The sequence below is a fragment of the Sphingomonas sp. SP1 genome, assembly GCF_058313395.1.
This window is the reverse complement of the sequence record NZ_JBZFLC010000001.1, coordinates 1,211,412-1,233,102: the sequence shown is the minus strand read 5'-3', so window position 1 is coordinate 1,233,102 and position 21,691 is coordinate 1,211,412. Positions and strand designations below refer to the sequence as shown.

17 protein-coding genes are annotated in these 21,691 nt (G+C 63.7%); 8 read left to right on the top strand and 9 right to left on the bottom strand.

Annotated features, from left to right (window positions below; all coding sequences use genetic code 11):
- Positions 1 to 29: 29 nt before the first annotated feature.
- Positions 30 to 935, bottom strand: coding sequence for an aldose 1-epimerase (locus tag AC4GYS_RS06210; protein WP_491108220.1), 906 nt, complete (start codon positions 933 to 935; stop codon positions 30 to 32).
- Between the two features lie 113 nt (positions 936 to 1,048).
- Between AC4GYS_RS06210 and AC4GYS_RS06205 the strand changes: the two genes are divergently transcribed.
- Complete coding sequence (locus AC4GYS_RS06205) at positions 1,049 to 1,351, top strand: hypothetical protein (RefSeq protein WP_491108219.1); 303 nt, start codon at positions 1,049 to 1,051, stop codon at positions 1,349 to 1,351.
- A 37-nt stretch (positions 1,352 to 1,388) separates the two neighbouring features.
- Here the strand turns inward: AC4GYS_RS06205 and dgoD are convergent, their stop codons facing one another.
- From dgoD to AC4GYS_RS06190, 3 genes are read right to left on the bottom strand one after another with little or no spacing between them, the layout of a single operon-like run.
- On the bottom strand, positions 1,389 to 2,543 hold the full coding sequence (dgoD, locus tag AC4GYS_RS06200; protein WP_491108218.1) for a galactonate dehydratase: 1,155 nt from the start codon (positions 2,541 to 2,543) through the stop codon (positions 1,389 to 1,391).
- Positions 2,543 to 3,835: a family 1 glycosylhydrolase gene (locus tag AC4GYS_RS06195; protein ID WP_491108217.1), complete on the bottom strand. Its 1,293-nt coding sequence runs from the start codon at positions 3,833 to 3,835 to the stop codon at positions 2,543 to 2,545. The genes dgoD and AC4GYS_RS06195 overlap by 1 nt, the downstream gene beginning before the upstream one ends.
- Before the next feature lie 48 nt (positions 3,836 to 3,883).
- Positions 3,884 to 4,759, bottom strand: coding sequence for an SMP-30/gluconolactonase/LRE family protein (locus AC4GYS_RS06190; RefSeq protein WP_491108216.1), 876 nt, complete (start codon positions 4,757 to 4,759; stop codon positions 3,884 to 3,886).
- Positions 4,760 to 4,807: 48 nt separating this feature from the next.
- Between AC4GYS_RS06190 and AC4GYS_RS06185 the strand changes: the two genes are divergently transcribed.
- The 3 genes from AC4GYS_RS06185 to AC4GYS_RS06175 are packed head-to-tail and all read left to right on the top strand — an operon-like array spanning position 4,808 to position 7,283.
- Entirely contained in the window at positions 4,808 to 5,731 is a 924-nt protein-coding gene (locus AC4GYS_RS06185) for a 2-dehydro-3-deoxygalactonokinase (protein WP_491108215.1), read from the top strand.
- Positions 5,728 to 6,357 (top strand): 2-dehydro-3-deoxy-6-phosphogalactonate aldolase, encoded by a 630-nt coding sequence (locus tag AC4GYS_RS06180; protein ID WP_491108214.1) that lies wholly within the window; start codon positions 5,728 to 5,730, stop codon positions 6,355 to 6,357. The genes AC4GYS_RS06185 and AC4GYS_RS06180 overlap by 4 nt, the downstream gene beginning before the upstream one ends.
- Entirely contained in the window at positions 6,354 to 7,283 is a 930-nt protein-coding gene (locus tag AC4GYS_RS06175; protein WP_491108213.1) for a Gfo/Idh/MocA family protein, read from the top strand. Before AC4GYS_RS06180 ends, AC4GYS_RS06175 begins: the two co-directional genes overlap by 4 nt.
- On the opposite strand, the gene AC4GYS_RS06170 is transcribed toward AC4GYS_RS06175, so the two are convergent.
- Positions 7,280 to 8,380 (bottom strand): family 43 glycosylhydrolase, encoded by a 1,101-nt coding sequence (locus AC4GYS_RS06170; RefSeq protein WP_491108212.1) that lies wholly within the window; start codon positions 8,378 to 8,380, stop codon positions 7,280 to 7,282. The two genes, AC4GYS_RS06175 and AC4GYS_RS06170, sit on opposite strands and share 4 nt — an antisense overlap.
- Positions 8,381 to 8,519: 139 nt before the next feature.
- On the opposite strand from AC4GYS_RS06170, the gene AC4GYS_RS06165 reads away from it, so the two are divergent.
- Positions 8,520 to 9,881, top strand: coding sequence for a glycoside hydrolase family 43 protein (locus tag AC4GYS_RS06165; RefSeq protein ID WP_491108211.1), 1,362 nt, complete (start codon positions 8,520 to 8,522; stop codon positions 9,879 to 9,881).
- Between the two features lie 177 nt (positions 9,882 to 10,058).
- On the opposite strand, the gene AC4GYS_RS06160 is transcribed toward AC4GYS_RS06165, so the two are convergent.
- Entirely contained in the window at positions 10,059 to 10,820 is a 762-nt protein-coding gene (locus AC4GYS_RS06160; RefSeq protein WP_491108210.1) for an inositol monophosphatase family protein, read from the bottom strand.
- 266 nt (positions 10,821 to 11,086) lie between these two features.
- Between AC4GYS_RS06160 and AC4GYS_RS06155 the strand changes: the two genes are divergently transcribed.
- Positions 11,087 to 12,106: a UDP-glucuronic acid decarboxylase family protein gene (locus AC4GYS_RS06155; RefSeq protein WP_491108209.1), complete on the top strand. Its 1,020-nt coding sequence runs from the start codon at positions 11,087 to 11,089 to the stop codon at positions 12,104 to 12,106.
- A gap of 21 nt (positions 12,107 to 12,127) precedes the next feature.
- On the opposite strand, the gene AC4GYS_RS06150 is transcribed toward AC4GYS_RS06155, so the two are convergent.
- On the bottom strand, positions 12,128 to 14,716 hold the full coding sequence (locus AC4GYS_RS06150; protein ID WP_491108208.1) for a M10 family metallopeptidase C-terminal domain-containing protein: 2,589 nt from the start codon (positions 14,714 to 14,716) through the stop codon (positions 12,128 to 12,130).
- A 248-nt stretch (positions 14,717 to 14,964) separates the two neighbouring features.
- Here AC4GYS_RS06150 and AC4GYS_RS06145 point away from each other — a divergent pair, with 248 nt between their 5' ends.
- A complete protein-coding gene (locus tag AC4GYS_RS06145; protein ID WP_491108207.1) occupies positions 14,965 to 16,131 on the top strand; it encodes a glycosyltransferase family 2 protein in 1,167 nt (388 codons plus the stop codon).
- 405 nt (positions 16,132 to 16,536) lie between these two features.
- Positions 16,537 to 18,546, top strand: coding sequence for a M10 family metallopeptidase C-terminal domain-containing protein (locus tag AC4GYS_RS06140; RefSeq protein ID WP_491108206.1), 2,010 nt, complete (start codon positions 16,537 to 16,539; stop codon positions 18,544 to 18,546).
- A gap of 60 nt (positions 18,547 to 18,606) precedes the next feature.
- On the opposite strand, the gene AC4GYS_RS06135 is transcribed toward AC4GYS_RS06140, so the two are convergent.
- Together AC4GYS_RS06135 and AC4GYS_RS06130 are read right to left on the bottom strand one after the other, a co-directional pair.
- Entirely contained in the window at positions 18,607 to 19,962 is a 1,356-nt protein-coding gene (locus tag AC4GYS_RS06135; RefSeq protein WP_491108205.1) for an HlyD family type I secretion periplasmic adaptor subunit, read from the bottom strand.
- Positions 19,959 to 21,668, bottom strand: a complete 1,710-nt coding sequence (locus AC4GYS_RS06130) for a type I secretion system permease/ATPase (protein WP_491108204.1) — start codon at positions 21,666 to 21,668, stop codon at positions 19,959 to 19,961. The genes AC4GYS_RS06135 and AC4GYS_RS06130 overlap by 4 nt, the downstream gene beginning before the upstream one ends.
- Between the last annotated feature and the right edge of the window lie 23 nt (positions 21,669 to 21,691).

The window sequence follows — 21,691 nt, the reverse complement described above, 5'->3', positions numbered from 1 at the left end:
TAGCGGCAATGCGGGCGCTGCCAAGCGCGTCAGGCCGGAAGGATGTCGATCCGCATTTCCAGCTTCATTTCGCCGCCCGGCTCCAGCACTTGCAGACCTAGATCATGCCAGCGCTCTTCCGGCTCATTCAACGCGGCATTGGCATGGGTAACCGGCTCGGCGACGAAGATGCCGCCGTCGGTCGGAGAATAAAGCTGGAAAAAGCCAGCGGTCGGCGAAGTCAGGCGGATTTTGAACGGCCAGGCTGGATCGCGGATCGTCGCAAGTCCGCCCCACCCTGCGAAGCCGTGATCCAGACCCTGGCCACACACGTGCCTTTCGCGAAGGTCATAGCGGTCGATCGCCGGGCGTCTAACGGTCGGCAGCACGATGTCGTTGATCTCCCACACATCGGTGACATGGGTGTCGAGGATCGTCTCCGACGAGCAAGGGAAATAGGGGTGCTGCCCCAGGCCGCAGGGCATGGGATTGTCGGAATCATTGCGACAAATCAGTCGGACGAGCAGCCCACCTTCATCAAGCGCGAACTGTTGCAGCGCTTCATACGTCCAGGGCCACTCCCCCGCTTCATGGGCATAACGCAATGTTGCATCCTGGTTGCCCTGCGCTTCCACGACCCACTCCCCGAGCCAACCTTGGCCATGCAGCGGGCTGGGGTCGCCCGCCATGTTTGGCTGCAGCCGGATTTCCCGGCCGCGAAAGTCGAAGCGCCCATCCCGGATGCGATTGACGAATGGCACCAGCGGGAAGCTAGCCATGGCGAGAACGTTATCCGCGCCGGTGTGGCTTTCCCGCAATATGGGTCGGCGCTGCTGGTCGCTCACCCAAGTGAAATTGCGGATACTTCCACCGATAGAAGGGCTTAGCTCCAACTCCAATTGCCCCGCGCGAAGCTGCAACGGATGTTCCATCGGCACCGAACTGAACCCTTCCATTCATTCGCGTTCACCCGGACGCAACGGCGTTGGGGATAAGTCGCAATTCTTCGTTGCGCCGAGATTCTTGACGGCGCAACTAGTCCTTCGAGGGGACTGGGGAGGAGAGGACCATGCGTACGCGCGTGAAAGACTTCATCGAAATCGGCGACCTGACGTCGCTCGACCGGCTGATCACGACGCTGACCGCGCTGCGGGACAGCTTGCCCGAAGGCGCCGAGCCGGAGTTGAAGATGCGCGGTGACGACGTCTTCGGGCGCCGTTTCTCGATCAGCTACTTCCGCGAGCTGACTGCCGAAGAGATGGCGCTCGACGCCAAGTACAGCCTCGGCAAGACGGCCGGCGAGCAGATCGCCGCGCTCGCCCGGAAGCTGGAAGGCGTCGAACTGGGCACACGGAAGCGTAAGGCGGCGTAACCTTCGGGCAGCGCCGGCTAAGACCGGGGCACACCGCTCACCATTCCGCGAACGTACCGTCCGAGTGACGCCAGACCGGGTTGCGCCAGCGATGCCCGTCCTTCGCCACCTCACGCACCGCCGCTTCGTCGATGGTAACGCCTAGTCCTGCCTTCTGCGGGATCGCCAGATGACCGTCGTCCGGTGTCAGCACTTCCGGGTCCGTGACATAGTTCAGAAGGTCGTGCCCGACGTTGTAGTGGATGCCCAGGCTCATTTCCTGGATCGCGACGTTGGGTGTGCAGGCGGCGAGCTGCAGGCAGGCCGCGAGCGCCAGCGGACCGAGAGGACAGTGCGGCGCGACCGCCACGTCGTAAGCCTCCGCCATCGCCGCGATCCTGCGGCATTCGGACAGCCCGCCGGCGTGGCTCAGGTCCGGCTGGATGATGTCCACCGCTCCACGTTCGAAAAACGGTTTGAAGTCCCAGCGTGAATAAAGCCTCTCCCCGAGTGCAATCGGGGTCGAAACGAGCTCGGCGATTTGTGCCAGCCCTTCCGGGTTTTCGCTAAGCAGCGGTTCCTCGATGAATAGCAGGCCGAGCGGCTCCAGAGCCTTGGCGAGTTGCTTCGCCATCGGACGGTGCACCCGGCCGTGGAAATCGAGCCCGACGTCCATCCCCTGGTTTTGCGCGGCCTCGACCCGCTTGATAACCTCGTCGAACAGGCGTGGCGTGCCGATCCAGTCGAGTTCGGCCGTGGCGTTCATCTTGACCGCGGTGAAGCCCTGTCCCTTCCGCGACGCAGCGGCGCTCTCGATCTCGTCGGGACGGTCACCACCGATCCACGCGTAGGCGCGAACCCGGTCGCGGACCCGTCCGCCCAGCATCTCCCATGCAGGTACGCCGAGCGCCTTGCCCTTCAGGTCCCACAACGCCTGCTCAAATCCGGCCAGCGCGCTCATCAGCACCGGTCCGCCGCGATAAAATCCGCCACGATAGGTGATTTGCCAGATGTCCTCGATGCGCCGGGCATCGTGCCCGATGAAGCGGTCGCGGAGCGGCTCGAAGGCGCCCAGCACAGCCTCGCCATGCCCTTCCAGGCTAGCTTCCCCCCAGCCCACTGCGCCGTCGGTGGTTTCGACCCGGACAAACATCCACCGCGGCAGGACCAGAAAGGTCTCGATCCGGTCGATCTTCAGTTCGGCCATGGCCATCACGCGGCCTCCGGATTTGCAGCTTGCTGCGGTTCCAGCGCCAGGCCCTTGTTCTGCGCATCGTCGGTCGGCCGCGGCGGCCAGCATTGCTGGCCCGGCGGCACGACCGGCACCGCGAGACATAGGGAGGAGGCCGGCAAGACGTCCCGCCAGTCCTTGATCAACTGCTTGTAGGCCTTGCCGACGTTGCGGATGTTGCGATCCAGGTCGAACAGGCCGAGCGGATTGATGTTGCCGTTCTTCTCACGCAGGGCCGTGTCCCAGTCGACCTGATCGGTCAGCGAATACCAGGTGAAGCCCACGGTGGGGATGCCGACGTTGCGCAGACGCAAGACGTTGGCCCATTCCTTCCATAACCACTGCACCGCTTCCTGGCCGGTCGGGCCCTCGCGCATGTTGGTCTCGGTGTGCATGATCGGCAGTCGATACCGGTTGTGGTACTGACGGGTAATCTCCGAATAGCCGAACACCTCGCCTGCCGCCTCGGTACGGCCGTCGGCGTGCACGCGATGCTCGTTCGTTCGGTAATAATCGTTGCCAAGGATACAGTGCTGCTTCAGTCGATTGTGCAAGAAGAAGTGATACTCCTCCCGGCTCATGCCGTTATCCATCAGATACTCGTACATCTCGCTATCGACCCGACGGCCGTAGTTGAGGTCCAGGCTGAGGAATCGGCGGGCGTTGAGCAGTTCGGCAGGTCCGATCGCAGCTGGTGAGTCGGCATGGAAATATTCCGATGACTCCGACTGGATGAAGATCGCGTCCGGCCGCAGCTTCAGAATCTCGATCATCGCTAGCACGTTAGCCTTCACGATATGCTTCAGTGCCGTCACGAAGCCCAGATCGGTTCGCAGCTGCTCATTCCACCAGCCGTAGCGAGCGGAGAAGACCGCGCAGATGAACATCTCGTTCACTGGGGTATAAAGCTGCACCCATGGGTAACGCTCGGCAAAGGCGTGCGCGTAGGCGGCGAAGAGCGCGGGGAAATCGGGGTTCTGGAAGTTTCCAATCCAGTCCGGCACCCCGAAATGACAAAGATCGACGATCGGCGTGATTTCGCGGCGCCGAAGATCGTTCAGCGTGAGGTCCGCGAACTCCCAGTCGTATTTGCCCGGCCCCAGGAAGGCCTTGTGCAGCGGCGGCCCGAAACGAAGATACTCGATCCCGATCTCTTCAACGCAGTCGAAATCCTCGCGCCATCGGCGATAATGATCGCTTGCCTCCATCTGGTCGACGCGGGTCTTGCCGTTATGGATCGTGGGGATGCTGTTTTCGATCCCGGTAGCGAACATGAAATTAGCGATGACGGCCTCCGGTCGGTCGCGTGGTGATCAGTAAAGTCAGCCGGCGAACGGCTGATCGGCGATGCCGTTCACATCAACATCGAGCATAAACAGTCCGCCGGCATTTGGTTGCCTCGCAAGTTGCTCCGGATCCAGTCCGATGCTGGCCGAGGTGACATACAGCCGGTCAAGATCCGGTCCCCCAAAGGTGCAGCTCGTGGGCCGAGACACGGGCATCTGCCACTCGCCAAGCCGATCTCCTTCGGGGGAGACCCGGCGGACGCACCAACCATCCCAGAAGGCAATCCACAGGCAACCCTCACCGTCCACGGTCAATCCGTCGGGGAAGCCTTCGCGTTCCTCCCATCGGGCAAATTCGCGGCGGCCGCCCGGCATCCCGTCAGGGCCCACGGTGTAGGCGTACGTCAACTGCCGCGCGCTGTCGTTGGCGTAAAGGTAGCGTCCGTCCGGGCTGAATGCCGGACCGTTAGTGACCCGGAAACCGTCATCGAAGCGGGCGCAGGTGAGGTTCTTGTCGATCCGGTAGAATGCCCCGGACGCTTCAGCTTCCAGATCATCCATCGTGCCTGCGTGGAAGCGGCCGCGTCGATCGACCTTCCCGTCGTTAAAGCGGTTGGTCGGACGATCTTCCTCCGGGTCGAACAGCAATTCAAAGCGATTGGCTTCGGGGTCGATATGGGCGATCCCGTGTTCCGTGCCGGCGATGAACCCTCCACTGCTTCGAGGCGCGATCGATCCGACCTTGAACGGGGTCGGCCAGGCGTCCACCGCTCCGTCGTCGCGCAGCCGGAAAATCAGCCGTCCCTTGATATCGACCCAGTAGAGCGCCTGCTCCGCCGCCAACCAGATCGGACCCTCGCCCAGCACTGCGTGGACGTCGGCGACGAGGATAGCAGCTGAATCACCGGTCATGGCCTGCTGGGATAGCGGCCCCGCCAGACAAAAAACAGCGGAGCCATCGTGCGGCTCATCGCTTTTGGTGCAATGGACGGCGGCATGTGGACAAACGGCATCATCGCGGTTGACTGGGGCACGACCAACCGGCGCGCCTATCGGCTGGACCCCACGGGCAAGTGCACGGCCGAGTTCGAGGACGACAAGGGCATTACCGCAATTGCGGAGGGCGGCTTTCCCGCGGCCGTCGCCGAGATCCGCCAGCGATTGGGCGACTTCCCGCTGCTGATGGCGGGCATGATCGGCTCCAACCGAGGCTGGATGGAAGCACCCTATGTCCCCTGCCCTGCCGGGGCAGATACGCTTGCGGGCAAGCTGCTGCATGTTCCGGGCGAACGAGCTGCCATCGTTCCCGGTCTTTCCTTTCTCGACGATCACCGCGCCGATGTCATGCGGGGCGAGGAGGTACAGCTGTTCGGCGCTGTCGCCGCTGGTCTGATCCCGCCCGACAGCGACGTCTGCCATCCGGGCACACATAATAAATGGGCCGACCTCAGCGGCGGCAAGGTCGTGCGGTTCCGCACGGTGATGACGGGTGAGATGTTCAATCTGCTGCGCGAAAGCAGTATTCTCAGCCAGTGGCTAGAAGCGGAGGTGAAGCCGGACGACGCCTTCCGCGCCGGGGTGCACCGCGGCCTCGCTGGCGGCGCCATCACCGCCGAACTGTTTTCTGTCCGCGCCGGTATCTTGCTTGGCCGCCACGACCCGGCCGGAGCATCGGCGTTCACCAGCGGCTTGCTGATCGGGGCGGATGTCCGGACCGGGCTCGCCGATGGTCCGGCAAACCGCGAGGTTGTCGTAATGGGTCGTCCAAAATTGACCGGTCTCTACGCCGCCGCCGTGGCGGAAGCCGGCGCTGCTGCGCGGGAGGTGGACGGCGAACGGGCTTTTCTTGCCGGCATCAACGCCATCGTGGAGCAGCTAGCGTGACAGCCCTTGCCGAATTCGAACGACGGTTCGCCGCCTGCCCGTTGGTCGCGATCATCCGCGGGGTTCGCCCCGATGAGGTCGAGGCGATCGGCGAAGCGCTGGTTGCCGGCGGCATTCGTATCATCGAGGTTCCCCTGAACTCCCCGGACCCGCTTGATAGCATCCGGCGATTGTCCCGCACCCTCGACGGACGCGCGCTGGTGGGTGCCGGCACCGTGCTCGACGAGCGCCAGGTTGGTGAAGTCGCCGAAGCCGGCGGGCGGCTTGCGGTTTCGCCTAATACCAATGTGGCGGTGATCCATGGGACGGTCATGGCCGGCATGGTCTCAAGCCCCGGCTATTTCACGCCGTCTGAGGCGTTCGCCGCCCTTGCTGCCGGCGCCCACGTGTTGAAGCTGTTTCCTGCTGAAGGTGCGACACCCGCAGTGTTGAAGGCACAGCGGGCGGTCTTGCCCAAGGACCTGCCGGTGCTCGCCGTTGGGGGAATTCAGCCGGAGGGAATGCGACCGTGGCTTGAGGCCGGCGCAAACGGCTTCGGCCTTGGCGGCGGCATCTATCGACCGGGCCAATCGCCTGAGGAGACCGAGCGCCGCGCGCGCGCCCATGTCGAGGCGCTGGGCAGATGAAACCTCTACGCACCGCGATCATCGGCTTCGGCAAGATCGCCTCCGATCAGCATGTCCCGGCCATCGAAGCCAATCGGCGGTTCGAACTGGCGGCAAGCGTCAGCCGACAGGGCAAGGGACCTTCGCCGAACTTAACAAGCCACCAGGATCTGCTTGCGGCTGGGCTCGATCTCCAATGCGCGGCGATCACCACGCCGCCCGGTCCTCGCTACGAGATCGCCCGCGACTGCATCGCCGCCGGTCTTCACCTGTTGCTGGAAAAGCCCCCCACCGTCACCTTGGGAGAAATCGAGGAACTACAGCAATTGGCCCAGGCCAAGGGGACCACCTTGTTCACCAGCTGGCATGCGCAGGCCAACCCTGCTGTCGAGGCGGCGGCGGCGCTGCTCGAGGGCAAGCGCATCGCATCGATGGAGATCATCTGGCACGAATATGTTCACAAATGGCATCCCGGTCAGCAGTGGGTCTTCGAAGCAGGCGGGTTCGGCGTATTCGACCCCGGTATCAACGCCTTGTCCATCGCCACCCGCATCTTTCCCGGCGCCTTGTTCGTGCGGCAAGCCTTGCTAAGCGTGCCGCAAAACGCACAGACGCCGATCGCCGCCGAACTGATCCTCGGAAGCCCAGCCGCCGATGGGGAGCTTCGCTGCAGTCTCGACTGGAGAAAGACCGATGGCGAGGAGTGGACCATCGCGATCGTCACTTCTGACAACCTTCGGGTAGAGTTGCGCGATGGCGGGTCCAGGCTGCTGGTGGACGGTCATGAGGAAGATGCCAAAGGCCCCGGCGAATACCCGGAGCTCTACCGCAAGTTCGCCGACCTCATCGACAGCCGAGAAAGCCTGGTCGACGTCGCGCCCCTGCGGCTGGTGGCAGATGCGATGCTGGTCGGCCGGCGCGAACCGGTCGCGCCTGTGCAGGTCTAGTCGCGCAGCGAAAGCCGGTCTTCGCCGTCGTCATTGTCGGCGTGAGGTACCGCCGGGCGGATCATGGGTGCGGGCCGATCACCGCGCGAGGGCCCTTTTCCCTCGACCTCCGGCCACCCGTCCCGCCAGACGATCTTGTCCATCAGCAGCACGCGACGAGTATTGATCTCGTCTGACGCCTTCGCCCGTGGGCGCAAGCGGTCGACCCCATGGTAAAGGATCCAATCGTCGCCCGCGTCATCCTGCGCGATGGCATTGTGGCCGACCGCGAGCCAGCGATCGTTCTTTTCCACCACCAGATATAGCGGCCGCGACCTGAGCTCGAACGGGCCAGTCGCGCGCTTCGAACGGGCCACCATCACCGCATAATGCGCGCGGGGTCCGCAGCAGTTGTCGCCTGAATAGAAGAGATAATAATAGCCATTGCGCCGGATCACCCACACGCCTTCGACCAGCCGCTGATATTCTTCCGTGTCCTCGGTCGCGATGACGGGAATGAGGTCGACCGGCTCGCTGCCGGGCTTGAAGGAAATGCGGTCGTCGGCAAGTTCCTGCACCTTGATCGGGCCGAACCCCGAGCCCCAATACAGAAGCTTCTTGCCCGTCGCCGGATCATCGAAGGCAAAAGGATCGATGTTCACGAAACCTTCGCCGGATTGCAGCGGTCGTCCGCTGTCGACGAATGGACCTTCCGGCTTGCGCGAGGTCGCGACCGCCAGGCAGAGGCCGTGCTGGTCGTCGGACAAGGCTGTGTCGGGCTTAGCCGAATAATAGAGATAATAAATCCCGCCGGAATATCTGATGTCGGGTGCCCAGAAGTCCTGGGTCTTGCTTGCCCAGACCGGTTTCTGCGGCAGCACGTCGGGCAATTGCTCCCAGTTCACCAGGTCGGTGGACCGTGCCGCCTGGATATTGCGCATCGTCTCGCCACCTTGCGTCGCGTAGACATAGAAATAGCCGTCCTCCGCTCGGATCACCGTGGGATCGGGAAAATCGCTGTCAATCACCGGGTTGCTATAGGTCGGTGCAGTCTGCGGCGTGGGAGTCGGGCGGGCGACTAGGCCGACAGTCGCCGGCGCAACAAGCAAGTTTTGCATCTAGCCGTTGATAGCCCGGCTCACCTGGCAGGCAATCGAGCCGTAGGACCAGTTGCGCATTTCCGGGAACCGCGGCACCCGGGCAACAGGCCCGGCTTTGCGTCTTCCAATGCCTGTCGACGATTCTACATCTGCCGCCATGGCAGATTGTCCAACCGCGCCTATGCTCTTCGACGTCCAAGCGTCCGAGAACGGCGATGGTACTGATATCTCCGTCAGCGCGAACGACGGGAAGACGCGCCGCTACCACATTGGTGGCGGCGACCCGGTTCATTACGATCATTTCTATGTCGAACTCGCGCGTGATTTCGGGACGCGCCCGCCACGCCATTTCGATGAGTCATTGCCGTCGACAAGCGAACCGCCGTGGCAGCCGCTCATCACCGACAATCTTCATCCTCGCATCCTCACTGGTTACGGCGACCCCGCTGTGCTTCGGACGGAAGAGGGCTGGATCCTTGTCGCCACCTCCAATGACGCGCCGGACGCCTTTCCAATCCTCCGTTCGACCGATCTTCAGACGTGGGAACCGCTGGGCTTTGTGTTCGAGGAGGGGGGGACTCCGGCCTGGGCGCGGGCCGGACGCACGCAGGCCGATTTCTGGGCGCCGGAGATTGCTCGTGTCGGCGATGAATATTGGTTGAGTTACACAGCGCGCGCGCTGGACAACAGCTTGGCGATCGGTCTCGCGCGTTCGTCTTCACCCGCCGGTCCCTGGGACGACTTGGGCAGGCCACTTCTGACGGGCAGCGTGATCGACAGCCACATCCATGTGGACGAGGACGGGTCGCCGTGGCTGTTCTGGAAGCGCGACACCAATAGTCATTGGCCGCGCCCGCTGGCCGGCCTTCTGCGCGAGCATCCGAGTTTGATCGCGGAGCTTTTCGACCACGAGCAAGATCGTCGCATGGCCGCCTTTTGCGCGGCCATCCAGCCATGGGCCAACACGCGCCGGCCAATGGAGCGCTTTTTCCTCATGCAGCCGCTGATCCGGGCGGCGCTGGGCAATTGGCGCAAGGTCCGGGCCGCCCTGACCGACAGCGGAATCGCTACCCAGATCGTCGAGGACATGTCCACGCCGATCCTTGCGCAACGGCTCAGCGTGAACGGCTCCGCCCTGATCGGACAAGCGCAACAGGTCCTTGCCAACGACCTCGACTGGGAAGGACATCTCATCGAAGGCCCGTGGGTGACCCGGCAGAACGGACGATACTGGCTGTTCTACGCTGGCAACGACTTTACCTCGCCAATGTACGGGATCGGGGCGGCAGTCTCCGACCACCTGCTTGGTCCGTACGAGAAACAGACCGAGCCGTTGCTGCGATCCACGACAAGCTGGTTGGCGCCCGGCCATGCGTCCGTAAGCGAAGGGATCGACGGTCGGCCCCAATTGTTTTTCCACGCCTTTCACCCGGGTACGGGCGGCTATAACGAGTTCCGCGCTTTGCTGACGGTCGGGCTAGATTTCTCCGATACGCACGTAACGTTGCGGCCGATCTGACCAAAAGGAATTCGGTGTCGGTGCATCTCGTCGCTCCTTGTCTTTCCCCTACGGTGGAGCCCTTCCGCACCGGCACCCGCCGGTCGGGCACCGTACTATCCTTCAAGGATTTGCGAATGCTGCGAATCTAACACCATGCCACCTGCCCCCCTGAGGCGAGTGGCAGGACGCCCTCGACTAGCGCGAAAGAGCCATGATCGCTTGTTCGAACAGCGCCGGGGTCGCGGCGGCGAGGACGTCCCCGCCCGACAAATCATCGCCCCCACGCCAGTTGCCGATGACCCCGCCGGCCCCCCGCACCACCGGCACCAGCGCGTGCCAGTCATGGCGCTTCAAGCCCGTTTCGGCGACCAGATCGATGTGCCCCGCCGCAAGTCGGGCGTAAGCAAGCGCGTCCAACCCGTAGCGGGTCACCCGGCTGGCGCTGCGGAGACGAGCGAAAGCGTCCGCCTCAATCTCATCGAACAGAAACGGGTCGGTGGTCGCAAGCCGCGCGTCCGCCAGGGTGGTGCAACTGGAGCTCCGAAGCACCGCGTCGCCGAGCCATGCCTCGCCGGGCAAGCCGATCACGAGCTCATCGAGCACCGGCGCATCGATGAAACCGCCGACCACAGCGTCGCCCTCGGCCAGACCGATCAGTGTCGTCCAGCTCGGCAGTCCGCAAATCAGCGCGCGGGTGCCGTCGATCGGGTCGAGCACCCAGCGTCGGCGTGCCTCCGCACGGACCAGGCCAAACTCCTCGCCCTCGATTCCGTCCTCGGGGAAACGCTCTTCAATGGCCGCCCGCAAGGCCAGTTCGGTGGCTCGGTCCAATTCGGTGACAGGGTCATAGGCTCCGGCCGCCGCCTTGTTATCGGCTTCGGGTACCGCGGCCCCAAGGGTGACGGAACGCGCAACGGCGGACAAATGACGGAAAAAAGCGTGCAAAGCCTGGGACACGCAGGATTTCTTAGCGGCTTCACCGCGTTCGGCCAGTGCCTTGCGCCCTCGCCGTGGAACAAGGGGCTGATACAAGAGCTTGTGGCCCTGATGTTTGGGCTAGACAGCAAGGTCTGCTAGCGCCGCGCCGGCCAAGTCTGCTTTGCTGATCCGGCAAGGCAGATTGCGGCGTTGCAGGACCTCGACGAATATCGGACGGTCGTGATTTGGGAGGCAGCCACAAGGACAATGGGGAGCCAAGTGTACGCATGAGGTCGGAGAAGAGCATGAGCGAGTTCCCCATCAAGCGCGCGCTGGTCGCTGGCGGCGCCGGCTTCATCGGCTCCCACCTGGTGGATCGCCTGCTGAATCAGGGTGCGGAAGTCGTCGTCATCGACAATTTCCAGACCGGGCGTGAGGCGAACCTCCGTCACCTGACCGGCGAACGGCGCCTGACTCTGGTCGAGGGCGACATCTGCGACCCGCTGCCGGCCGCGCTGAAGGGCCACTTCAGTCATATCTTCAACGCCGCCTGCCCCGCCTCTCCGCCCGCGTACCAACTCGACCCAGAGCACACCATGCTGACCAACGTGCTGGGCACCCGGAACCTATTGCGGCGCGCCGAATCCGACAGCGCTCGCTTCCTGCAAACCTCGACTAGCGAAGTATACGGCGACCCGGAGGTACACCCACAGAAAGAAGATTACCGAGGCTGGGTGAGCTGCACCGGGCCGCGCGCCTGCTACGACGAGGGCAAGCGGGCGGCGGAAACGCTTACGTTCGACTTCGAGCGACTGGGCCGTGCGCATGTGCGGGTCGTGCGCATCTTCAACACTTACGGACCACGCATGGACCCCGAAGACGGCCGGGTTGTCAGCAACGTCATTTGCCAGGCGCTGACCGGCGAACCGATCACGATTTACGGTGACGGCAGCCAGACTCGCAGCTTTTGCTACGTCGACGACACGGTGGAAGGCATTTTAAGGCTGATGGCTTACAACGGTGCGCAGCCAGGACCGGTGAATCTTGGCAATCCCGACGAAATGACCGTATGCGATCTGGTCGACCGTGTCATAGCACTGACCGGGTCGACCAGCGATATTGTTCAGCAGCCCCTCCCCCAGGATGACCCGCGTCGGCGCAAGCCCGACATCGGACGGGCGCGTAGCTTGTTGGGCTGGGAGCCGAAGGTGTCGTTGCAGGCGGGTCTCGAGGCGACAACCGCTTACTTCGCGCAGGAATTGCTCGCTGGGCAGCTTTTCCACGGCGGACCTGCGCATCGGCCAGCGCTGGCCGCCGCGGAATAAGCACAGGGCGCGGGCGAACCGTTAGAGGATGAAGTCGCTCGCGTTCAGCTGGATGGGACCCACGACCACAATCGCGAAATCCGCCACGCCATCGCCGTTCACGTCGCCAGTCACGACCGTATGCGCTGGATCGCTGGTGTCCGCCCGAAGCTGTCCTGCCACTCCACTGAAAGCCGCGCTGCCAATGAACTTGAAGGCCTGGTCGCCGGTCGTGGCGCTGACGGCGTCGATGGTTTTCAAGTCGATCTTGTCCTTGCCGACCTGGAAGTCGAAGATCTGATCCGGCGCCGCGACCGAGCTTTCGGCCACGGAATTGAAGTCGAACACGTCGCTTCCGCCATTGCCCCACAGCCGGTCCGCGCCGGAGCCGCCGACGATCGTGTCCTTGGCCGCGGAGCCAAGGATCGTATCGTCGCCGCTGCCGCCCTTGATGCTGCTGATTCCGACCAGCGTCACATTGGTAAAATCCAGCACGTCCGCAGCGCTGGTTCCGGAAATGGTCACGGATGCAAAGCCGTTGGAGGTGATGAGCTCGACGCCGCTGATGCTCGAAAGACCGATGACCGTGTCCTTGGCCGCCGCTTCGATCCGGTCGATGCCGGCGCCGCCGTCAACAGCATCGAAGCCGTGGCTGCTGCCGCTGAAGCGAATAACGTCATCGCCCGTGCCGGCCGCGATCCGGTCATTGCCCGTCCCGCCGGTGATCCGATCGTTGCCGCCGAGTGTGGTGATCACATCGTTTCCGCCAGCTCCGTCGACCACCCAATTCTCGTCGCTGGTGGCGTCGAGGACGTTGGCGGAACTGGTCCCGGTCAGCGTCCGGGTGGTCGGCATCGCGGCGGTCGCGGACTGGTTGAGCATGATCTCAATCACCCGCCCGTCCGCCACCTGGTCTCGGCCGTAGTCCGCAACCCACAGGCTGAGATTGCCCGATCCGTCGCTCGAAGGCGCAAGCACCAGGCCCTTGGGATAGACCCGCAAGCCATCGGCCTGTGGATACTGGCCAAGCACATCAATGACGTCGATGACCAGGCCGGCGCGGGACACGACGAAGATGCTCGTGCTGAAGCCCCCGCCAATGTAGAACACATCACGGACCGGGTCGTAGGCCAGCCCCTCAGCACCTGAATCCGCGGCGTTCGGGTCCACGATCGGAGAGAATGTCGCGGGCAGTTGCACCATCGAAACGAGCTTCCCGGCCTGGGTCACCTCGTAGATGCGCCGATCGTTCTCGCTCATGATGAACAGGTTGCCGTTCACCGGATTGATACTGATGTCTTCCGGATCTTCCGCCCCGAACGAAGTGGTGGAGAAGGAACTGATCACGACGCCGGGGTTGGCCGGGTCGATCTGGAATATGCGCTTTAGATTGTCGTCGGCGATGAACAGGCGCTGCGTCCCATCGGGAGCGGTCCAAGCGGCGACGCCGGTCGGCTCGCTGGTGAAGCCCGTCATGGCCGAGTTGGCCACCCGCTGACCCTGACCGTTCATCTCGATAAGGTTGAGCGAGCCGAAGAACGGGGTTTCGTCGATCTCGGAATCGACGATGAAGAAGCGCCCGCTTACCCAGTCGTAGGCAAGGCCGGTCGGATCCGGAGTTCCAAGGGCCTCTGCGTCCGTGCTGCCGGGAACGCCGTAGGAGGATCCGGCAAAGACGTTCACGCCGCGAACCAGCGTTCCCGCATCGTCGTTCAAAATCGTCCCGCTCGCGCTGCCCGCGGTGATCGAAGCGCCTCCGGTTGCGCCGGACAGAGTGAGCTGAAACGCCTCGTCCGCCTCGATCGCATTGTCCCCAGCGACCAGGATCGTGATGGCCTTGGACGCCTCACCGGCCGCGAAAACCACGGTTCCGCTAGGCAGGACGCCGCCGGAGAAGTCGGCGAAGCTGGCTGCACCGACACCCGCCGCGGACACGGCATAGTTGACGCTTACGGCATGGGAGAGGTCACCGGACCGATTGACCGTGAAGCTGAATTCGGTCGGAGCCGAGGAACTGCCCTCCGCCGCGCTAACCGGCCCACTTAGCGCCAGCTGGCTCGATGCTTCGGAAGCGAGCATGTAGGTTACGGAGAGGCGCGGCGCGACAGACCCCTCCGAGGAACGGAAGTCCCAGCCATTGGTGCTTCCGGCCGCGAACAGCCACCCCTGGTTGGCCTGGTTCGCGCTTGCTGCATCGCTGGCCGAGGCCACCCAGCCGAGCAGGCTGGAGGTCACATCGAAGCTGCGCAGGCCAGTCGAAACGGAGCCGATGACCAGGTCCGCGTCGCTCACTGTTTCCGCGCCGATCTGCACTCCGCCGATCAAGGAATTCCAGGTCGACTGCTCGTTCCACCCCGCCGTCATTCGATAAAGCGATGCGGCGTTGCTGGATTCGTTGGTGGTATCCAGCGTTAAGGTGGCCGATGTAATGCTCGCGCCGAACGGGATTTGTCCCGGCCCGTCGCCCCAAAGATTGTCGAACGCCAGCAATGCCTGGATGTTAATACCGGAGCCACCGTCCACCTGGACCGCCGTGCCGTCGCCCGCGATCGAAGGCTTCGCCTCAAACAGGGTCACGTCACGCGTGCCGGTATAGCCGGCACCCTGCTGGAACGTAACGGTGGTCGGCATTTCTATCCCCTTTTAACGCAACGCACTACCGCGGACGATCCGTGCAAAAGCACATAACCGCGTTGTTAACCATAAGCGATGCACGTATGTTGAGTTCCAATTTAACACACATGTAATCAAAGGTTAATGCAATCGGCTGTCTTGGCGATGCAGAATGGGTTACTGATTGGCGTTGAACGAGCGGAAAACCGCGGTTGTAGGGTGGTAGTGGAGAGGTGGCTCGTCCTCTCGTTGGTTGCGGAGGGGACGTGGCGGAAGATTTACCGGTTCGCCTGGAAGGGGTCCTCGAGGCCGGTTCGGCTGAAGAGATGAATGGGTTGACTGTCGGAACGGGGCCAACACTCTCCATCGTTATCTGCGTGTACAACACTGCGCCCTACCTGCAGCAATGCCTGGACAGCCTGTCGGCGATCGTCGGAACGTCCATTGAGATCATCGCCGTCGACGATGCCTCGACCGATGGCAGCCGCGGCATCCTCGATCAGCATGCGGCTCGCGAGCCACGGTTGAAGGTCGTGGCCATGCCGGCAAACGCGGGCGCCGGACCGGCCCGCAACGCCGGCCTCGTCATTGCCCGTGGCGATTATATCTGGTTTGTCGACAGCGACGACTGGATCGCGCCCGACGCGCTGGCAACGATCGTTCCCGCCCTGGCCGCCGACCCGGACGTGTTGCTGGTCGGCTGGCAGCGGATCTTCCCGGATGGCCACACATTGCCCTGCCCAGCAGAGGGCCTGCTCGCCGATGCGCCTCCCTCGTTCACGCTCGACGAATGGCCTCAGGCCATCCGCATCCTCCACACTCCGTGGAACAAGATCGTCAAGCGCAGCTTCCTGGCCCAGACCGATTATCGTTTCAGCCCGGGCCGATACCAGGACATTTCCTTCACCTATGTTCTGCTTGCGGCGGCCAAGCGGATCAGCGCAACGCCCACGACCCTCGTTTATTATCGCCAGCATTGCCTCGCGGCGACCCGATCTCCCGGGGTTGCACATCTTGCCGTGCTGAATCAGTGGGATCAGACCTTCTCGTCGATCAAGCAGGCCGGCCACGGCCGCGCGACCATTCTTCACCCCCTCTTCAAATACATGAACTGGCATCTGCAGGAGGTCGTGAAAAACGTCGAGCGCCTGCCTTCCTCTGCGCTGCAGGACTATTCGGACGGTGCCAAAGCGCTTTGGCGCAAGCATCGACCGGCTGGATACCAGGGCGCTTCCGCCGGCCAACGGATACAAGGCGTCCTGCTCCGAAGCGGTCGCAAGGGCGCGACCCTTCTCCGGCTGGGAGCCAAGGTTTCCGCCATGGCTCGCCGCGCCCTGGGCTTCCCGCACCGCCCTTTGTCCCGACTCGGCGCGTTTTCGAATCCGCCGGCTGCCGCCGAAACGAAGCCGCCTCTTCCCTCGCTCGAGCCCTGAAGTTCGACCTTCCCACGCGCGGGCACCGCCATGACGCGCGCAGCAAACTATCCTGACTGGGCGGCTCAACGGCCAATGGGGGCCCGGTTACGAGATCTGCGCTTAGCGATCTTTAAACAGCAAGAACTGCGGCAGCAAAACTGCGCTTGCTCATTTACTACGCATTTAACGATTCTTGGTCTTTTTAATGTAACTCCCCGTTTTAACTAATCTTTTCCAATTGGGTCCTGATTAAAGACCGACGACATCGAATCGTCGGTCAGTTGAGATGACGTAACGAACTGCAAAGTTCTAACAGAAGTCATCTTCAACACCGCCGATTCCCGGGGGGGAAACACCTTGGCTACTATTTATGTAAGCCCGCTTGCGAGCGGAAACGGTTCTGGTTCGTCCATCAGCAACGCGATGGCGTTCAGCAATCTCAATGCGGCCATCAAGGCCGCTGGCCCCGGTGGCTCCGTGTTGCTGCTGGCCGACAAGGGCGTCTACAAGACCAGCGGCACGATTTCGCTTAGCGCTGGCGGAACCGACGCCGCACCGGTGACCTTGAAAGGCATCGATAGCTCGGGGGCCGCAGCCGACATTCAGATCTACGGAAACCGGGGCGCCTACTCGCCCGGCATGACCGCGGTCGGGAACGATGTCTTCCGCCTGTTGTCGGGTGCGAACAACCTGAAGTTCGAAGGCTTCGACTTCTACAACGTGCAAACCGGCTTCCGGTTCGGCGCCGATGCTCGCAACATCACCATCCAGAACATGGAAGGGACCAACGTCCGCTGGTTCATCAACGACGTGGTCAGCGGAACCGCGACCAGCGCCAGCGTGACCGGGCTGACGATCCGCGACGTTGACGTTCAGGGCTTCTCGCGCAGTGTCATCACCCTTCGCTACGACACGAACAACGTCTTGATCGAGCGCGTGACGGGCAACAGCAAGTATCAGGACGGCGATGGCCTGGCGACCGGCATCCTGCTCGACGGTACGGTTCACAATGTCGTGATCCGCGACAGCACGATGATGAACGCGATCGCCAGCGGTGCGACCGGCAGCTACTGGAACGGCGACGGTTTCACTGCGGAACGGGGCGTTTACAATCTGAAGCTTGAGAACACCCGCGCGATCGGCAACGCCGACGGCGGCTACGACCTCAAAGCCAGCAACGTCGTCATGACCAACGCCTATGCCGAGGACAACGGCCGCAACTTCCGGCTGTGGGGCCAGAACGTGCAGCTGATCAACCCGGTCGGCGTCGACCCGCATATTCGCGGCGGAAGCTCGAGCCAGGGTCAGATCTGGATCGGGGACGGCGCGACAGTGACCCTGACCGGAGGCAAATTCGCCGACGCCGGCAGCGCAACCCGAGTGATCGACAGCAGCGGCAAGCTGGCGCTTAGCGGTCTTACCATCTGGCATGCCGCGGGCGGCACACTGACGGTCGGTTCCGGGATTTCGGGGATGAGCGGCACGATCATCAAGGACGTGACCGCCACCGGCAAATACTCCCTCAACGGCGAGACATACCTCGGTAGTAATGCGGGCACGACGACGACCACGCCAGAACCGACCTCGCCGCCACCGCCGACGGTCACCGCGGACCCAGTTCCGACCACCAGCGGAACCTTGAACGGTACCAGCGGCGACGACGTGTTGACCGCGACCGGCAGCGGTGCCTGGACCCTGTCGGGCGGTGCCGGCAACGACGCCCTGACCGGCGCGGGCGGAAACGACCGTCTGATCGGCGGGTCGGGGAACGACACGCTGAGCGGCGCTGCGGGCAACGACCGGTTCGAGTTTTCCGGCACCAGTGGCGGCTATGACCGTGTGGATGGCGGTACCGGCACCGATCAGATCGTCGCGACCGCCAACGGGACCATCATCGGCCTTCGCAGCATCACGGGGGTGGAAAGCGTCTCCGCCAACGGCTTCACCTCGGTCACGATTGGCGGCAGCAATTCGTCCGACGTGCTCGACTTCAGCAATGTGACGCTGACCGGCATCTCCTCGATCAAGGGTAACGAGGGCAACGACACCATCCGCGGCTCGGCCGGCGCCGACGTCATCTATGGCGGTTCGGATGCGGACGTGCTGACCGGCAACGGCGGCGCGGACATCTTCGCCTATTCCTCGATCAGCAACTCAAACATGAGCAACATCGATCGCATCACGGACTTTAAGGTAGGCGTGGATCGCATCGACCTGTCAGCGCTGGATGCCTCAAGCAGCGTGACCGGTAATCAGGCCTTCCGCTTCATCGGCGAGGCTGGATTTACGAAGAGCGCCGGCGAGCTGCGGATCGACCGTACCACATCGGGCGTGACCAAGGTGTTTGCCGACACCAATGGCGACGGCGTTGCCGACTTCTCGATCAACCTGACCGGCAGCCATGCGCTTAGCTCCGGCGACTTCATCCTGTAAGACGAAGTCATATCGGCGACTGACGGAAGGGGAGCACTGCGGTGCTCCCCTTTTTTTTGATCAGGATTCGCGCAACGAGCGGAACAGATGCTGTGACAGCGGCTCGAACAGATACTGCAACGCGGTCCGCTTGCGCGTCGTGAAGACAAGTTCGACCGGCAGACCGGGTCGAAGCTGCCCGCTACCCAGCACATGCCGAACCTGGCGCAACTCCTGCGGGGTCACTTCGACCTCCGCACGGTAGAAGGAACGTCCGGTCTTCTCATCGTTGAAGGCGTCGGCGGAAATCGTCCGCACCCGCCCGCTGAGCAGCGGCAGACTGCGATCCTCGACGCTGCTGAATCGCACCTGGGCGACCTGACCTTCATAGATATCGTCTGCCCCGCGTGGATCGACCTGTGCCTGGATGACCAGCTTGGGATTGCTCGGGACGATGTCCATTAGCGTCTGACCGGGTGCGACCACCCCGCCGACGGTGAAGACGCTGAGGCCGACCACCGTTCCGGCGACCGGGGCACGGACCCGCGCCCGCGCCAGTTGTTCGCGCGCAGACACCAGCCTCGGCAGCACTTCTGACAGCTTGGCCTGCGTGTCGCGAATCTCCTTGGCGACGTCCGCCTTGCTGGCGCTGCTGACACTGAGCGATTGCATCCGCGTTTCGCCCATGCCCTCACCGGCGCGTGCCACCTCCGCCGTCATGGCCGACTCGCGGCCACGAAGCTCCTCGAGCAGCCGCTCGGCTTCGCGCACCCGGTTGGTCGCCGCAAAGCCCCGCTTCTCCAGTTCCTTCAGGCCGGCAATCTGATCCGCCAAAATCTTCTGCTGCCGCTGCAGGGAGGCGCGCTGTTCGGCATAGCCGGACTGCTGCTCGGACAATTGACGCGACCGCTGCCCAAGAACCCCCTGCTGCGCCTGGAGGCTGGCTTGAGTGGCGCGCAGCTGCGAACGTTGCAACGCCAGCGCCTGCGCCGCGATCGGCTGATCGTCGGCCGGCAGCTCCGCGAACTCGGCCGGGACCGGGAAATTCGACTGGCCTTCAGCCTCGGCCATCAGGCGCGAGCGCTGCGCCAGCAACGTCAGATAGTCGCTCGTCAACGCCCGTTCAGAGGCGCGCAAGTCGGGTGCCGACATCTCGACCAGCAGCTGACCCGCCGCGACATTCTGCCCTTCACGAACCCGGATCGCGGTCACTACGCCGCCCTCCCGGTGCTGGACGGACTGCCGGTTGCCCGACACCGCAACCGCGCCGGCCGCATGAACGCCGGCATCCAAGGGGACAAAGGCGGCCCAGCCGAGCAGGACGACAAAGAAAAAGAAGGCAATCGCACCGCCCGTCCGCACGTCCGACCGCGGATCGTCGAGCGCTTCGGTGCCGCCTTTGACCCACTGCGGCTGGATGATCTGCAACTGGTTCATTGAGCCGCCTCCGGGCTTGGCAGGGCAAGACGCTCCATGACCTCCCGCGCCGGCCCGAGCAGCTTGGGTCGGCCGGAATCGAGGACGAGCAGGCGGTCGGCGCACTGCAATATGGACCGGCGATGCGCGATCAGCAGCACGGTTGCGCCGCGGGTCTTGGCCGCGACCAGTGCGCGCATCAGCGCCTCCTCACCCTCCCCGTCAAGAAAGGCATTGGGCTCGTCCAGAATGAGCAAGGCCGGCCCCCCATAAAGCGCACGCGCGAGGGCGATCCGTTGCGCCTGCCCGCTCGACAAGCCTGCGCCTAATGGGCCCAGCTGCATATCGTAACCGCCGGGCAACCGCAGGATGAGGTCGTGGACTCCCGCAGCCTTGGCAGCGGCGATGACCTGCTCATCGAGGTCGGCCGCACCACCGTCGCGCCACACGTCGAAGCGGGAGATATTGTCCTTGATCGACCCCTGCAGCAGGCTCGGTTCCTGCGGCATGTAGCCGATAAACCGGCCCAGCACGTCCGGGTCCCAGTCCAGCTGATGCGCGCCATCGATGCGTACCGCGCCGATTTCCGGTGTGACCGCTCCGGCAATCACCCGCGCCAGCGTCGATTTGCCCGACCCGGTAGGGCCTACGATGCCGAGGATCTCGCCAGGAGACGCCTCGAACGACACGCCGGCCAGTGCCGCTCGTCCGTCGCTGCCCCGCAAGGCGACGTTCTCGACGGCGAGCTTGCCGCTCGGGGCAGGCAGCGCCGTGTAAATCCGCGCGCCTGCGTCCGATCCGAGCGCATCCGCCAGCCGCGCCAGCGCGGCACGGGCGGAGGACAGGCTCGACCAGCCCCCGGTCAAGGCATCGATCGGCTGGAGCGCACGTCCGATCAGGATGGAACTGGCAATAATCGCGCCGGCCGAGATCCGCCCCTCGATCGCCAGCAGCACGCCCAGGCCCAGCGCAGCCGACTGTACGAAGAGGCGCAGGAAGCGGCTGAGCGCTGAATAGCGGCCGCCTTTGAAGCCGGCGGAAACCAGCGTCCGGATGGCGCCTCCGCGTTGCGCCATCTGCCGGTTCACGACCGCCCCGACCATGCCCAGACCCCGCAGCGTTCCCGCATGGACCGCGGCACCCTGCTCGGCCGCATGCGACGCCGCCATCACTTGCGACGCCTGCCCGACTGCATCGCTGGTGACCTTCTGGTTCCTCAAGGCGACCGCGATGAGCAGGGCGATGCTGGCAATGGCCAATATGCCGACCCAGAAATGGAGTAGAAAGCAGACGATCACGAAAATCGGGACCCACGGCAGGTCCATCAGCGCCGCGGTCGCCGGGCTGCTGACCGCCTGCCTGACATTGTCCAGGTCTCGCATGGCCTGCACGCTTGGTCCATCGCCCCGCGACAGGGCGCGCCGCAGCAGCTGCGGGGAAAGCAGCGCGTCCAGTCTTGCGCCCGCCCTGACCAGCAGCCGGCCGCGGATCACGTCCAGCAAGGCCAACGTTACCAGGGCTGCAGCCAATGCGAGCGTCACGAACAGCAGGGTCAGTTCGCCGCCGGTCGGCAGGACACGATCATAGACCTGCAGCATGTAGATCGCCGGCGCGAGCATCAGCAGATTGAGCAGCGAACTGAAGACCGCGGCCGCGACCAGATGCGTCCGGCTGGCCCGAACCGCGTCGGCCAGCGTAGGTGGAAGGGTCAGGCCTGCAAATTTCAAGCGTTATGTCCAAGCTGGTCCGC